We start from the raw sequence: 14,238 nt of genomic DNA, 5'->3' as shown, positions 1-14,238 counted from the left end.
GATCAGAAGTCCGTTCGGACCGTCAGGTTGAACTGTTGTTCCTCGTCACCCGGCTCTGACTGGAGGGCCTCGGAAAAGTTCATGCGGATCGGGCCGAAGGGCGAGCTCCAGAAGATCGACAGGCCGATCACGTGGCGCGGCTCGAAACCGGTCGAGTTGAGCGAGCCGGTCGCCGCATCCTTGTTGTCGATCCCCCAGATCGAGCCGATGTCGTAGAACGCCCCGCCGGTGATGCCGTATTCGTCGGGCAGGCCGAGGGGGAACTCGGCCTCCATCTTGAGGGCCGCGAAATAGTCGCCGCCCAGATGTTCATCCCCCTCGATGGGTCCCATGCCGTTGGGTTCGAACCCGCGGATCACCTGGTTGTTGAAGCGGTTGATGAAGCGGCTGTTCTGCCCGTCCGCGAACTGGATCGCGCCGCCTTCCAGAATGGCGCGCAAGGTGACCTCCTCGTTGAGGATCGTTCTCTGGCCGACGATGCGCGCCGTGGTCTTGATGAACTCGTTGTCACCGCCGAGGCCCGCGAACTCCTGCTGGAACGACAGCAGCACCCCGGCAGTGGGATCGAGGCCGGTGCGGCGCGTGTCATACGAGTACTCGTAGCCCACGCCGCTGCTCCAGAGATCGCCCTGATCCACCTCGCGCTGCAGGATCCCGGAATTGCCGCGATAGCTCGACATGTCCTCGTAGCGGGCATTGTAGAACACGCCGAGGCGGCTGTTCTCGCCGATCGGAAAGGTCAGGCTGGGCCGGAAGGTGCCGATCGCGGTGTCAAAAAGGCTGTTGTCGGTTTCGGTCTCGCGGAATGCGAAATCCAGACCGAGGGCCACGTCGCGGCCCAGGAACGCCGGCTCTACGAAGCCGAGGCTGTAATTGATCGTCTCGCTGGTGGCGAGAATGTTGGCAGAAAGCTGCTGCCCGCGACCGATGAAGTTGCGCTCGGAAAAGCCGAGCTGCACCCCGAGGCCGGTATTGGTCGAGAAGCTGGCACCGACCGAAACGCTGCCCGTGGTGGTTTCCTCGACATCGGTCTCGATCACCACCTGGTCGGGGCGCGAGCCTTCGCGGGCGTTCACGTCCACATTCTCGAAATAGCGCAGCGCGCGGATGCGTTCGGCGGCCTGGCGGATGGCGCGCGGGTTGAAGGGATCGCCCTCGACGATGTCGAACTGCCGCCGGATCACCCGGTCGAGCGTGGTGGTGTTGCCCTCGATGTCGATGCGTTCGACGAACACCCGCGGCCCGCGCTGCAGCACGAATTCGACATCCAGCGTCAGTTCGCGGTCGTTGCGGGTGACGCGCGGCTCGACCCGCAGGAAATCGACGCCGTTGCGGATCGCCAGCCGCTCCATCCGGGCGATGGAATTCTCGACCAGCGTCGGCGAATAGACCGTGCCGGGCGTGACCTTGAGCGCGTCCTGGTAGGGTTCCGCCTCGACACCCTGGTAATTGCTGACGGTGGTGATCTCGCCAAAGCGGAACTGCTGGCCTTCCTGCACCTGGAAGGTGACGAAATACGCGTCGCGTTCGCGCGCCAGTTCGGCGTTGAGGCCAGTCACGCGGAAATCCACGTAGCCCCGCGAATTGTAGAAATCGGTCAGCAACTGCCGGTCGAAATCGATGCGGTCCTCGACGAAGGTGTCCCGTTCGATCAGCGCGCGCAGCAGGCCGGCCTGCTTGCTTTCGATCACCCGGCGCAGGCGGCGGTCGGAATAGGCGCGGTTGCCCACGAAGCCGATGCGCTGGACCTCGATATTGTCGCCCTCGAAGATCTCGAACACCAGGTCGACGCGGTTGTCGCTGCGGCGGATCACCTTGGGATTGACGCGGGCCGCGATGCGGCCGTTCTGCGCGTAGGCCTCGGTGATCGTGGCCGCGTCGCGCTCGGCCTGCGTGGGGCTGAAGACCTGGCGCGGACTGCTCTGTATGAAGCCCTCCAGATCGTCATCGGCAAGCTTGCTGTTGCCCTCGAACGCGATGCGGTTGATCGTCGGAAATTCCGTCACACGGATCACGAGGCGATTGCCCTGCGGCTCGATCTCGACCTCCTCGAAGAGGCCCGAGTCGAGGATCGACTGGTAGGCGTCGTTGAGCTGCCCAGCGTTCACCGTCTCGCCGCGCGCGATCCCGGCATAGGACAGGATGGTGCCAGCCTCGATGCGCTGGTTGCCCTCGATCGTGACGGCGTCGAAGCGGTAGGTCTGGGCCACCGCCCTGTCGGGCAGCCCCAGCACCGCCACCGCCGTCAGCATCACCAGAAAGCTGCAAAGGGCCGTCGCGACGCGCTTTCGCATCACCCCGCCTGCGCGCCAGTCATCCATCTATCAAATCCAGTCCCAAACCCCGTTGCACAAGGTGACTATCCGCTCTGCCGGGGCTTGTCAAAACGCGAGTGGTGCAAAAAAATCCGACCGTGTCGTCGCGGTCGCGGCGGGTCAGCGCGCCGCCATGAACCGCGCGAGCCGGGCCAGCCCCTCTTCGATATCGGCGGTGGCGCGGGCATAGGAAAAGCGCAGCGTCCCGCCCCCGCGCGCCGGGTCGAAATCCAGACCCGGCGTCACCGCGACGCCGGCCGTCTCGAGGATCTCGGCGGCAAAGGCGCGGCTGTCCTCGGTCAGGTGGCTGACATCGGCATAGACGTAAAAGGCGCCGTCGGGCGGCGCGATGCGGTCGAAGCCCGCGCGCGGCAGCCCGTCGAGCATCAGCGCCCGGTTGCGGCGGTAGACCGCCATGTTCGCCTCGAGCTCCGCGCCGCAGTCCATCGCGGCAAGCGCCGCCACCTGGCTGGCATGGGGCGGGCAGATGAAGAGGTTCTGCGCCAGCCGCTCGACGATGCGCACGTGGTCCTCAGGCACCACCATCCAGCCGACGCGCCAGCCGGTCATCGAGAAATACTTGGAAAACGAATTGATGACGTAGCAGTCATCGGTGACCTCCAGCGCGCTGACCGCCTTCGCCTCGTATTCGATGCCGTGATAGATCTCGTCGCTGATGAACCGCGCGCCCGCGGCGCGGCTCGCGTCGACCAGCGCGGACAGGTCGTCGCGGCCCAGCATCGTGCCGGTGGGGTTCGCCGGGCTGGCCACCAGCAGCCCGCTCAAGGCGCGCCCGGCCAGATCGCCCGGCACGGGCTGCAGGCGGTTTTCCGCCGCCGTCTCGATATCCACCGGCACCAGATCGAGCGCGCGCAGGATCTGGCGATAGCTGGGATAGCCCGGCGCGCCGATCCCCACCCGGTCGCCGGCATCGAAAAGCGCGGTGAAGGCAAGGATGAACGCCCCCGACGAGCCCGGCGTGATCACCACGCGGTCTGGGTCGAGATCGAGCCCATACCAGTCGCGGTAAAGCCGCGCGATCCGCGCGCGAAGCTCGGGCAGGCCAAGCGCCACGGTGTAGCCCATCGACTGCCGCGCCATCGCGTCGGTCAGCGCGGCGCGCGCGCCTTCGGGGGCTGGCGTGCCGGGCTGGCCGACCTCCATGTGGACGATGTGGCGCCCCGCCGCCTCGGCGCGGCGCGCAGCCTCCATCACGTCCATCACGATGAACGGCGCGACCTTGGATCGGTTGGAGTTCCGCATTACACTTGTCCTTGTCGACAGACACGGTCTTCTTCTTCACGTCGAATGGCAGGACAGGTCAATGCAGCTTCTTCGATTTTTCGCGATCGCACTGGTCCTCGGCCTGACGCTGGCCGCCCCTGCAAGGGCGGTGACGCTGCTGCGCGACCCGGATATCGAGCATGCGCTGCGCCAGCTCGGGGCGCCGGTGCTGCGCGCGGCGGGGCTCAACCCCGACCGGGTGGATATCATGGTGATCGACGATGCCAGCATGAACGCCTTCGTCGTGGACGCGGGCAGCATCTTCATCCATTCCGGCCTGATCCTGCGCATGGACAACCCCGAGATGCTGCAATCGGTGATCGCGCACGAGGCCGCGCATATCGCCAACGGCCACCTGATGCGCCGCCCCATCAACGCGCGCAATGCGCGTAATGCCGCGGCCCTCGGCACCGCGCTGGCCGCTGCGGCCGGGATCGCCGCGGGCAGCGGCGAGTTCGCGGCCGGGGCCGCCGCCGGCATCCAGGGTGCTGCGATGCGCAGTTTCTTCGCCCATACCCGCGCCGAGGAAAACGCCGCCGACACCAGCGGCGCGCGGTTTCTCAACAGTGCCGGGATCGACCTCTCGGGCATGGTGCAGGTGATGGACCTCTTTCGCGGGCAGGAATCGCTATCGCTGTCGCGCCAGGACGCCTATGCGCGCACCCATCCGCTGTCGCGCGACCGATTTCGCCGGGTCCGGGCGCTGGCGCAGTCGCAATCGCGGTCAGTCGCGCCCGACCCCGATGCGCGGTACTGGTTCGCCCGCGCCAAGGGCAAGCTTTCGGCCTTTCAACGCTCGCCCAGCTGGACGCTGACGCGCGCCGGCGAGCACGGCTACGACGATGTCCGGCTGATGCGCCAGGCCATCGCCCATCACCGCCGCGCCGATCTTTCGAGGGCGCTGTCGGACATCGACGGGGCGATCGCGCGGCGCCCCGACGATCCCTACCTGCACGAGCTGCGCGGCCAGATCCTGATGGAAGGCCGGCAGATCAAGGCGGCGGTCAACGCCTACGCGCGCGCCGTCAACCGATCCTCGAACAATGCCCTGATCCTCGGATCCTACGGGCGGGCGCTGCTGGCCGACGGGCAGGTTCAAAAAGCCGCGCAATTCCTTGAATCCGCGCGCAGCCGGGACGGGCGCGATGCGCGCGTCCTGCGCGACCTGGCGCAGGCGCAGGCCCGGCTGGGCAATAACGGGCAGGCATCTGTGCTGACGGCAGAGCGTTACGCGATGCAGGGCCGCCTGAAGGATGCGAAAATCCATGCCGAGCGGGCCTCGGATCTGCTGCCGCGCGGATCGGCGGCATGGCAACGCGCGCAGGATGTGCTAAACGCAGCGAAACTTGCCGAAAAACGGGAGAACTAGAAAGTGATTCGACCCCTTGTGACCGCCGCCGCGCTGGCCGTTGGGCTGGCCCTACCCGCCCATGCGCTCGATCTCGACAATCTCAGCGAGGCAGAGCGCGCCACGCTGCACGACGAGATCCGCGCCTATCTTCTGGAAAATCCGGAGGTGATCATGGAAGCCGTCGCGGTGCTGGAAGAACGCCAGAGCCAGGGGCAGGCACAGGCCGACGTGGCGCTGGTACGCGACAACGCCGAGGCGATCTTCGATGACGGGCATTCCTGGGTCGGCGGCAACCCCGAGGGCGACGTGACGCTGGTCGAGTTCATGGATTACCGCTGCGGCTATTGCCGTCGCGCCGCGGCTGAGGTGAAAGGCCTGCTGGAGGAGGACGGCGATATCCGCTTTGTCGTCAAGGAATTCCCGATCCTCGGCGAGGACTCGCTGCGTGCCTCGCGCTTTGCCATCGCCACGCTTCAGGTCGCGGGCGACGACGCCTACAAGGCGGTGCACGACGCGCTGATGAACTATAGCGGCAGCATGAACGAGGCCGGGTTCACGCGGCTCGCCGACTCGCTCGGGCTCGATGCCAACGCGATCCTCGCGGAAATGGACAGCGACAGCGTGTCAGACGTGATCGCCGCCAATCATGCGCTGGCACGGCGGCTCGAGATCAGCGGCACGCCGTCCTTCGTGATCGGCGACCAGATGGTGCGCGGCTTCGTCCCGCAGAACGCGATGGCGCAGGTCGTCGCCGAGATCCGCGCGACCGAGTGAGACCGCACGCGTGGCTTGGCGCGGGCTGTCTTCTGGCGTTGTCGCTTGACGCGGCGGCCCAAGACGCCGGCCCGCAATCCCGGACGCCCTTGGGCGAGGCGATCCGCGAGACGCTGATCGCGACGCCGGAGGTGCTGACGGGACTAACCGGCGCGGCGTCCGCGCCCATCGACCTTTATGCCGAGGATACCGCGCGCGACCTCGATCTGCTGGACCGCACGGCCCCGCGTCTGTTCGATCCGAAACATCCCGGCATCGGCCCCGAGGGCGCGCCGATCCGGATCGCGATCTTCACCCGCGACGGCTGTCCCGACTGCGCGGATGCCATCGCGGATCTGCGCGGTCTCGCCGACAGGCTGGGCTTTCGCGCAACTGTCCTCGATATCGCGGAGCACGCCGATCTCGCCCGTGACCTCGGGCTGGACATGGCGCCAAGTTACGTGATGCGCGACCGGATGCTGCGCGGGGCGATGCCGAAGGTCGTGCTGAAGCGCTACCTGAGCGAGTGACCGCGCCGCCGCCTCAGCCCTCGGCCTGGAACACCGCGCCGACCTCGGATCGGATGATCCGCGCGATCTGCGCGCAATCCGCCAAGCTGAAGGTCAGCGGCAGACGCATGTCAAGGGTGCCGCGCAGGATCCGATCGGTAGCCGGCATCGGGTCGCTCGGGGCGTAGTGCCAACTGTCGTAACGGCTGGTGAAGCCCACCGGCTCGGCCCCTCCGAACCATTTCAACTCGACCCCGCGGGCGCGGCAGCGCGTCAGCACCTCGGCGATCTGCGACGCCGGCCAGTCCAGCAGCAGGAACTGGATGGACGAGCCGACGAAGGTTTCCTCGGCGGCGCGCTCGACCACGGTCAGGCCTGGCGTGCCGCGCAGGCCGTCCTCGACCACGCGGTAGCGGTCGTTCCAGCGCGCACGTTGCGCGTCGAGATTGCGCAGTTGCGGGCGCAGGATGGCCGCGCGCAGATGATCCATGCGGCCCGAGACATTGGGCGTGTCGTATTTCACCGCGTCGAACGTCGTCTCCGGCGGCACCGTGCCGTGCCGCGCATACAACATGTAGGACCCCGACAGCAGCGTGGCCCGCGCCATCACCGCGTCGTCGTCGGTGACCAGCAACCCGCCCTCGCCCGAGTTCATGTGCTTGTAGGTCTGGGTCGAATAGCACCCCACCCTGCCCCACCGGCCCGATGGGATTCCGCGCCACGCCGCGCCCATCGTATGCGCGCAATCCTCGATGACGGTGATGCCATTTGCCTCGCAGATCGCCATCAGCCGGTCCATGTCCGCGAGGTGTCCGCGCATGTGGCTGAGCATCAGGATGCCGGCCTCATCGGCCTTCTCGGCCAGATCGTCGAGGTCGATGGTCAATCCTTGAGTCACGCCGACGAAGACCGGCACGGCGCCGACACTGGCGATCGCGCCGGGCACGGGCGCGAGGGTGAAGGCATTGGTCAGAACGCGGTCGCCCGGCCCCACGCCGAGCGCGCGCAGGGCGCATCCCATGGCGTACCCGCCCGAGGTCACCGCAAGCGCGTAGCGCGCGCCGGTATACGTGGCGAATTCGCGCTCCAGCAGCGCCACCTCGCCGGTCTCGTCGCCGGCAAGATTGTAGCGGTGCAGCCGACCCGAGCGCAGCACGTCCATCGCCGCCGCGATGCCGTCGTCGGGGATCGGTTCCTGCTGGGTGAAACTGCCGGTAAAGACCTCTGTCATGGCCTGTGTTCTGATGGGCCGTGCGGCGCGCGTCAATGTTTTCCTGCGCGGCGCGGGGGGGCCTTCAGCCGATCAACCGCGTGACCACGTCGCGCAATTCGTCATAATGCCCGATCACCGCCTCGGGGGCGAGATCGGCGACAGACCCGCCATTCGGGCCGAACCCGACAAGCACCGACGGCACGCCCGCGGCGCGCGCCGTGTCGCGATCCGTCGCGGTATCGCCGACCAGCAGCGACCGGACCGGATCGCCGCCCGCACGACGCACGGTCTCGCGCAGATGTTCGGGATCAGGCTTGCGCACCGCCAGCGTGTCGGCCCCGGTGAGCGCCGCGAAGGCATCGAGCACGCCGAGGCGCTGCATCAGCAGGCGCGCCAGCCGCTCGGGCTTGTTGGTGCAGATCGCGACGCTGTAGCCATCCGCGCTGAGGCGTTCCACCGCGGCCATCGCGCCGGGATAAAGCGTGGTGTGCACGGCGATCGCGTCGGCATAGGCCTCGAGCAGGAGGGGATAGTGACGGTCGATCTCGGCACTGTCCTCGGCACGCCCCAGCCGCCCCAGGCCGAGGGTCAGCATCGCACGCCCGCCGCGCAGGGCCACCCCCGCATCCGCCACCGGATCGAGCAGATCGGGCGCACCCATCTCCGCGAAACACACGTTCGCGGCGGCGATCAGATCGCCGCTGGTATCGGCCAGCGTGCCGTCGAGATCGAAAACCACCGTGCGCATCGTGCTGTCCTTCATCCGCCGTCGTCGTCGCAGGGCTTTACGCGACCCGGCGGCGAATGACACGTGGAAATCGACGGATCACGCCCCGAGCCCGATGACGCGAAGCTGTGGCAAGGCGGTAGGCGAGAGGCCGAGCGCCTGGTAGCCTTGCAGCGACAACCGGCTGCCCGCGCCGGGCGCGGCGTCGAGGGGCATCAGCTCCACCTCGACGGAGCGCCCGGAGCCGGGATCGGTCAGGCGCCCCCGCCCCGGCGCGGCGACAAGCGGGGTTTTCAGCCAAAGACCCGGTTCCCTGGCCGAGCCGAGCGAGGCGACGGTCAGCCCGAGATCGCCGGTCGCGGGGGACGCGTCGGCGCGTGCCGGTGCGGCCTCGGCGGGCTCTGGCGTGGTGGCTGGCGCGCCGGAGGGTCGGGCGTCGGGTGCGGGGGTCTGTTGCGGTTGCGCGCAGCCAGCCAGCAGCGCGCAGAGGGCGAGAAGTCTGATTTGGTTCAACATGTCGAGACCTTAACGCGAACCCCGCGCAAAGGACAATCTGTCGAGAAGGCCCTTGCCCGAGGCGAAAGCCAGACGTAGGTTGTCAATATGAATGCACCATTGATCGATCCGTTCCAGCGCGCGATCTCGTATCTGCGCGTCTCCGTCACCGATCGCTGCGATTTTCGCTGCGTCTACTGCATGTCCGAAAACATGACCTTCCTGCCGAAGAAGGAGCTTCTGACGCTGGAAGAACTTGACCGCATGTGCACCACCTTCGTGCAGATGGGTGTCGAAAAGCTGCGCATCACCGGCGGCGAGCCACTGGTGCGCAAGGGAATCATGACGTTCTTCGACGCCATGGGCCGGCATCTGGACTCGGGCGATCTGAAGGAGTTGACGCTGACCACCAATGGCAGCCAGCTTGAGCGGTTCTCGGAGGCGCTTTACGCCGCCGGCGTGCGCCGGGTGAACGTCTCGCTCGACACGCTCGACGAGCAGAAATTCGCCGACATCACCCGATGGGGGCGCCTGCCGCAGGTCCTGCGCGGTATCGACGCCGCCCAGGCTGCGGGTCTGCGGATCAAGATCAACACCGTGGCCCTGAAAGGGTTCAACGAGGATGAGCTTTTCACGCTCGTGGAATGGTGCCGCAGCCGCGACATGGATCTCACCTTCATCGAGGTGATGCCGATGGGCGATATCGGCAACGAGGACCGGCTTGACCAGTACTGGAAACTGTCGGACCTGCGCGCGCGGTTAGCTGAAGAGTACACGCTGACCGAACTGGCCGAGAGCAGCGGCGGCCCGGCGCGCTATGCGAGGCTGGAGGAAACCGGCCAGAAGATCGGCTTCATCACGCCGCTGACGCATAATTTCTGCGAAAGCTGCAACCGCGTGCGCCTGACCTGCACGGGCGAGTTGTATATGTGCCTCGGTCAAGAGGACATGGCCGACTTGCGCGCGCCGCTGCGCAACAATCCGGGCAATGACGCGCCGCTTCAGGAGGCGATCCGCGAGGCGATCGGGCGCAAGCCCAAGGGTCACGATTTCGACTATTCACGCCAGTCAGTCGATGGCCGCGTCACCCGCCACATGAGCCATACCGGCGGCTGAGGTCACGCGGCTTCGGCGGCGACCGACCGGATACGCTCGATCATGGCGCGCAGCCCGTTGGAGCGTTGCGCGGACAGGTGATCGTGCAGCCCAAGCCGTGCAAGCTCGGCCGGGGCGTCGACCCTCGGCACTTCCGACACGGGCAGGCCGTTGTAGAGATCGCGCAGCACCGAGATCAGCCCGCGCACGATGATCGCGTCGCTGTCGCCGTCGAAAGTGAAATAGCCATTCTCTATCCGCGGGTGCAGCCAGACTTGGCTGGCGCACCCGTCGACCTTGGTCGCGGGCACCTTGAGCGCGTCATCGAGAGGCTCCATCGCCTTGCCGTGATCAATCACGAAGCGGTACCGGTCTTCCCAGTCCTCGAGAAACTCGAAATCCTCGACGATCTCTTCGAACGCTGCGTTTGCCATGCGGTACTCCTTGATCCTTGCCTTTGAGGTAGGCAGCAGGGCGGCAAAGGTCCAGCCCCGGCTTGCACCTTTTCAAGCGGACCGCGATGCGCTACCGACGTGAGGGGCAGACAAGAGGGCAGACGGCATGCACAGGCGCGTATTCCTATCGATGGCCGGGGCGTTCGCCCTGTCTGGGTGCGGCGGTTTCCGCGACTCGCGGATCAATCCCCGCAACTGGTTCGGGCGCAGCACCGCGCGTCCCCGCACAGCGGCCGCCAGCACCGCAGAGGGCGGCAATCCGCTGATCCCCGAGCGTGAGGACAGCATTTTCCGGCGCGCCCCCCGCGCGGAGGTCTACGAGGGCACCCCCGTCGACCAGATCACCGAATTGTCGGTCGAGCGTACCAGCGAAGGCGCGATCATCCGTGTGACCGGGCAGACCCTGCAACAGGGTGCGTTCGACGTGCGCCTCGTCCCGGAACGCCCCGAGGACGCCCCCGGCGGCGTTCTGTCCTACGAGCTTCGGGCGCTTCAGCCTTCGGACACGCCGCAGGGACCGCCGCGCACCCGGCAGGTGCATGCGGCCGTCTTCGTGTCCAGAGAGGATATCGAACGCGCGACCCGTGTCCGCGTGCGCGGCCTGCGCAACGAGCGCGTCAGCAGCCGCTGACCGGCCAGACCGGTGAGGGATCGCCGGGGCGACCGCCTCAAATCTCCACCGGCTCGACCGCCGTGCCCCGCACGGCCAGACCGATCTCGCCTTCGCACAGCCGCTCCGCATCGGCGCCGAACACGTCGCGCCGCCAGCCGCGCAGGGCCTGCACATTGCGCGCACCGCCGGCGATCGCATCGAGATCGGCAGCACTCGCGATCAGCTTCGACGCGACATCGTAGGTCTCGCTTTTCGCCTTCAGAAGCACGCGCAACAGATCGGCCAGCGCCGGGTTCACCTGCTGACGGTCAAGCGTCCTGTCGGGCTGCGGCAAGCTCGCCTCGGGACAGTCGAGCCCGGCCTTGACCGCCGCCAGGATGCCGTCGGCGATCTCGCCCTTGCGCGCCTCGCGCATCAGCAGGCGGGCGCGGCCCAGGTCCTGCGCAGTCTGCGGCTTGGTCGCGGCGATCTCGACCAGCGCGTCATCCTTGTAGATCCGGCTGCGCGGGATGTCGCGGGCCTGCGCGTGTTGCTCGCGGAACCGCGCCAGTTCGCGCACGATACCGAGGAAACGCGGCGCGGTGTTGCGCGTCTTGACCCGGCGCCACGCCTCTTCGGGATCGGCGCGGTAGGTTTCGGGGTCGGTGAGGACGCTCAGTTCCTCCTCGACCCATTTCGCGCGCCCGGTGCTTTGCAGCTTGCGGGCAAGATGCTCGTAGATGTCGCGCAGATGCGTCACGTCGGCCAGCGCATAGCTTTTCTGCGCATCGCTGAGCGGTCGCCGCGACCAGTCGGTGAAACGCGAGCTTTTATCGACCGAACCCTTGGTGATCTTCTTGACCAGCGTCTCGTAGCCTGCCTGCTCGCCGAACCCGCAGACCATCGCCGCGACCTGCGTGTCGAAAAGCGGCGCGGGGATCACCCCGGCATCGACATGGAAGATCTCGAGGTCCTGGCGCGCCGCGTGGAACACCTTGACCACAGACGTGTCGCGGAAGAGCTCGTAAAGCGGCGACATCGACAGGCCCTCGCCGGCCAGCGGATCGACGAGGACGGCGCTGTCGTCACCCTCGTCAGGCACCGCAAGCTGCACCAGACACAGCTTGGAATAATAGGTCCGCTCGCGCAGGAATTCGGTGTCCACGGTCACGTACGGATAGGTTCGCGCCTTGGCGCAGAACGCGGCAAGCTCGTCTGTCGTCGTGAGTGTTTTCATGAGGATCGATTTCGTCTTTCTGTGAATTCCGGCGATCCCGGTATCCTGTCGCATAGCGCAGATCCCGGGCAATGCCAACGTGCGACGCCTGTCAAAGCGCAACCTTGCGGCGATCACCGGCCGCGAAGCGCCGCAGCACGGTGGGGTAAAGCACATGTTCCCGTGCCAGCACCCGCGCGGCGAGGGTTTCGGGCGTGTCGTCGGGGTGCACCGCGACCCGCGCCTGCCCCAGGATCGGCCCGCCGTCGAGTTCCGCCGTGACCTCGTGCACGGTGCAGCCCGCCTCGCGGTCCCCGGCGGCCAGCGCACGGGCATGGGTGTGCAGCCCGCGATATTTGGGCAAGAGCGACGGATGGATGTTGATCATCCGCCCATGCCAGTGCGTCACGAAGTCGTCCGGCAGAACGCGCATGAACCCGGCAAGGCAGATGATGTCGACCGCGTAAGGCGCCAGCCGTGCCGCGATCTCGGCATCGAACCCGGCCCGGTCGGCGCCATGCGCGCGATGATCCACGATCTCGGTGTGAAGCCCGCGCTGCCGCGCCCAGGAAATGCCGGCAGCCTCGGCATTGTTCGACAGGACCAGCGCGGGCCGCGCGGGATGGTCGCCGGTCATGTCCTCGACCAGCGCGCGCATGTTCGACCCAGCCCCGGAGATGAAGATCGCGACCCGTTTCGTCACAAGAGCTGCCCGGTATAGCGGACGGCGCCATCGCCGTGGGTGACCTCGCCGATCCGCTGCACGCGCTCGCCGGCTGCCTGCAGGGATCGCGTGATCTCCGCCGCCCGATCCGGGGCCACCGCCATCACCATGCCGATGCCCGCGTTGAAGGTCTTGAGAAGTTCGGCCTCGGCCATGCCGCCCGTCTCGGCCAGCCAGCGAAACACGCCCGGCAAGTCCCATGCGCCAAGGTCGATCTCGGCGCCGGGGCCGTCGGGCAGGATCCGCGGCACGTTCTCTGTCAGCCCACCGCCGGTGATATGCGCAAGCCCATGCACGCCCCCCGCCGCGATCGCCCCCAGCACGGGGCGCACGTAAAGCCGCGTCGGCGCAAGCAGCACCTCGCCCAACGTCCCCGCGCCCCACGGACACGCGGCATCCCAGTCGAGGCCCGATCGATCCACGATCCGCCGGACCAGCGAATAGCCGTTCGAATGCACCCCGTCCGAGGCGAGCCCGAGCAGCACATCGCCCGCCGCCACGTCCGCCGGCAGGGCCGCGCCCCGTTCCATCGCGCCGACGGCAAAGCCCGCGAGGTCGAAATCGCCGGCCGGATACATGCCCGGCATCTCGGCCGTCTCGCCGCCGATCAAGGCGCAGCCCGCCTCCTCGCAGCCCCGCGCGATACCCTCGATGATCCGCGTCGCCCGGTCGAGATCGAGCTTGCCGGTCGCGAAATAGTCGAGAAAGAACAGCGGCTCTGCGCCCTGGCAGACGAGGTCGTTGACGCACATCGCCACCAGATCGACGCCCACGCCCTCGACATGACCGGTATCGATGGCGATGCGCAGCTTGGTGCCGACGCCATCGGTCGCGGCGACCAGCACCGGGTCGTCGTAGCCGGCGGCCCTGAGATCGAAGAGCCCGCCAAACCCGCCGAGCCCCGCCATTACGCCCGCGCGCCGCGTGCGCTTGGCCGCCGGCTTGATCCGCTCGACGAGCGCGTTGCCCGCGTCGATATCGACCCCGGCCTCGGCATAGGTGATCCCGTCACGCGTTTCGGTCATGGCACCCCCGGTTTTCAGATACGCCCCGCGTTAGACCATCCCCCCAAGCCGCGCAATGTCAAAGCCTTGACCTGCCGCAAGGCGGCACGTACCAGTAATCTCGGTCGGGCCTGTAGCTCAATTGGTCAGAGCAGAGCGCTCATAACGCTTTGGTTGGGGGTTCGAGTCCCTCCGGGCCTACCAACGATTTAAAATACTTAACGGATTTCTACCAACTGGGCAAAAGGTTCGTTGAACCTCTTTTCCTCTGAACACCGGTTGTGAGTCTTCTCACGGAACCATCCAACATTTGGCTCTCAGCTCCAGGCAACGCGCCTGATCGGTGTTTCAGAGACCATTAGAGCGTCCGATCGTCTCTTCGGAAATCGGAACCTTGAACAAGTTATCGCGGCAGTGTCCCAACGATTGGTGTAGGAGGCCGCGCGCCGAGCCCCCGGCGTAGCGCAGCGCGCGGCCGGTGGTGACTTGGGCGGCGACCGTCGAT

14 protein-coding genes and 1 tRNA gene are annotated in these 14,238 nt (G+C 67.0%); 6 read left to right on the top strand and 9 right to left on the bottom strand.

Annotated features, from left to right (window positions below; all coding sequences use genetic code 11):
- Positions 1-2: 2 nt before the first annotated feature.
- Positions 3-2,321 carry an outer membrane protein assembly factor BamA gene (gene bamA, locus V8324_RS11485; RefSeq protein WP_442970520.1) on the bottom strand — a complete coding sequence of 773 codons (2,319 nt, stop codon included), beginning with the start codon at positions 2,319-2,321 and terminating at the stop codon, positions 3-5.
- Positions 2,322-2,435: 114 nt separating this feature from the next.
- Positions 2,436-3,578 carry a pyridoxal phosphate-dependent aminotransferase gene (locus V8324_RS11480; RefSeq protein WP_336420070.1) on the bottom strand — a complete coding sequence of 381 codons (1,143 nt, stop codon included), beginning with the start codon at positions 3,576-3,578 and terminating at the stop codon, positions 2,436-2,438.
- Positions 3,579-3,639: 61 nt separating this feature from the next.
- Between V8324_RS11480 and V8324_RS11475 the strand changes: the two genes are divergently transcribed.
- The 3 genes from V8324_RS11475 to V8324_RS11465 are packed head-to-tail and all read left to right on the top strand — an operon-like array spanning position 3,640 to position 6,233.
- Complete coding sequence (locus V8324_RS11475) at positions 3,640-4,968, top strand: M48 family metalloprotease (protein ID WP_336420069.1); 1,329 nt, start codon at positions 3,640-3,642, stop codon at positions 4,966-4,968.
- A 6-nt stretch (positions 4,969-4,974) separates the two neighbouring features.
- A complete protein-coding gene (locus V8324_RS11470; protein WP_336420123.1) occupies positions 4,975-5,724 on the top strand; it encodes a DsbA family protein in 750 nt (249 codons plus the stop codon).
- The gene (locus tag V8324_RS11465; RefSeq protein ID WP_336420068.1) at positions 5,721-6,233 is read left to right on the top strand and encodes a hypothetical protein; all 513 of its coding nucleotides are present in this window, start codon (positions 5,721-5,723) and stop codon (positions 6,231-6,233) included. Before V8324_RS11470 ends, V8324_RS11465 begins: the two co-directional genes overlap by 4 nt.
- Positions 6,234-6,246: 13 nt before the next feature.
- Here the strand turns inward: V8324_RS11465 and V8324_RS11460 are convergent, their stop codons facing one another.
- The 3 genes from V8324_RS11460 to V8324_RS11450 all read right to left on the bottom strand — a co-directional run bounded on the left by V8324_RS11460 (position 6,247) and on the right by V8324_RS11450 (position 8,668).
- Positions 6,247-7,443: a DegT/DnrJ/EryC1/StrS family aminotransferase gene (locus V8324_RS11460; RefSeq protein ID WP_336420067.1), complete on the bottom strand. Its 1,197-nt coding sequence runs from the start codon at positions 7,441-7,443 to the stop codon at positions 6,247-6,249.
- Between the two features lie 64 nt (positions 7,444-7,507).
- Entirely contained in the window at positions 7,508-8,173 is a 666-nt protein-coding gene (locus V8324_RS11455; protein ID WP_336420066.1) for an HAD-IA family hydrolase, read from the bottom strand.
- A gap of 78 nt (positions 8,174-8,251) precedes the next feature.
- Positions 8,252-8,668, bottom strand: coding sequence for a hypothetical protein (locus tag V8324_RS11450; RefSeq protein ID WP_336420065.1), 417 nt, complete (start codon positions 8,666-8,668; stop codon positions 8,252-8,254).
- Between the two features lie 87 nt (positions 8,669-8,755).
- Between V8324_RS11450 and moaA the strand changes: the two genes are divergently transcribed.
- The gene (gene moaA, locus V8324_RS11445; RefSeq protein ID WP_336420064.1) at positions 8,756-9,763 is read left to right on the top strand and encodes a GTP 3',8-cyclase MoaA; all 1,008 of its coding nucleotides are present in this window, start codon (positions 8,756-8,758) and stop codon (positions 9,761-9,763) included.
- A 2-nt stretch (positions 9,764-9,765) separates the two neighbouring features.
- Here the strand turns inward: moaA and V8324_RS11440 are convergent, their stop codons facing one another.
- Complete coding sequence (locus tag V8324_RS11440) at positions 9,766-10,176, bottom strand: SufE family protein (protein WP_336420063.1); 411 nt, start codon at positions 10,174-10,176, stop codon at positions 9,766-9,768.
- A gap of 127 nt (positions 10,177-10,303) precedes the next feature.
- Here V8324_RS11440 and V8324_RS11435 point away from each other — a divergent pair, with 127 nt between their 5' ends.
- Positions 10,304-10,828, top strand: coding sequence for a hypothetical protein (locus V8324_RS11435; RefSeq protein WP_336420062.1), 525 nt, complete (start codon positions 10,304-10,306; stop codon positions 10,826-10,828).
- A 37-nt stretch (positions 10,829-10,865) separates the two neighbouring features.
- On the opposite strand, the gene rnd is transcribed toward V8324_RS11435, so the two are convergent.
- The 3 genes from rnd to purM form a co-directional block, all read right to left on the bottom strand.
- Positions 10,866-12,026, bottom strand: coding sequence for a ribonuclease D (gene rnd, locus V8324_RS11430; protein WP_336420061.1), 1,161 nt, complete (start codon positions 12,024-12,026; stop codon positions 10,866-10,868).
- A gap of 91 nt (positions 12,027-12,117) precedes the next feature.
- On the bottom strand, positions 12,118-12,708 hold the full coding sequence (gene purN, locus V8324_RS11425) for a phosphoribosylglycinamide formyltransferase (RefSeq protein ID WP_336420060.1): 591 nt from the start codon (positions 12,706-12,708) through the stop codon (positions 12,118-12,120).
- Positions 12,705-13,754: a phosphoribosylformylglycinamidine cyclo-ligase gene (gene purM, locus V8324_RS11420; protein WP_336420059.1), complete on the bottom strand. Its 1,050-nt coding sequence runs from the start codon at positions 13,752-13,754 to the stop codon at positions 12,705-12,707. Before purM ends, purN begins: the two co-directional genes overlap by 4 nt.
- A gap of 106 nt (positions 13,755-13,860) precedes the next feature.
- Here purM and V8324_RS11415 point away from each other — a divergent pair.
- Positions 13,861-13,937 (top strand) — tRNA-Ile (locus V8324_RS11415).
- Positions 13,938-14,238 lie beyond the last annotated feature (301 nt).

The sequence above is a fragment of the Roseovarius sp. D22-M7 genome (assembly GCF_037083785.1).
GTDB lineage: Bacteria > Pseudomonadota > Alphaproteobacteria > Rhodobacterales > Rhodobacteraceae > Roseovarius.
This window is presented reverse-complemented; position numbering and strand designations above follow the sequence as displayed.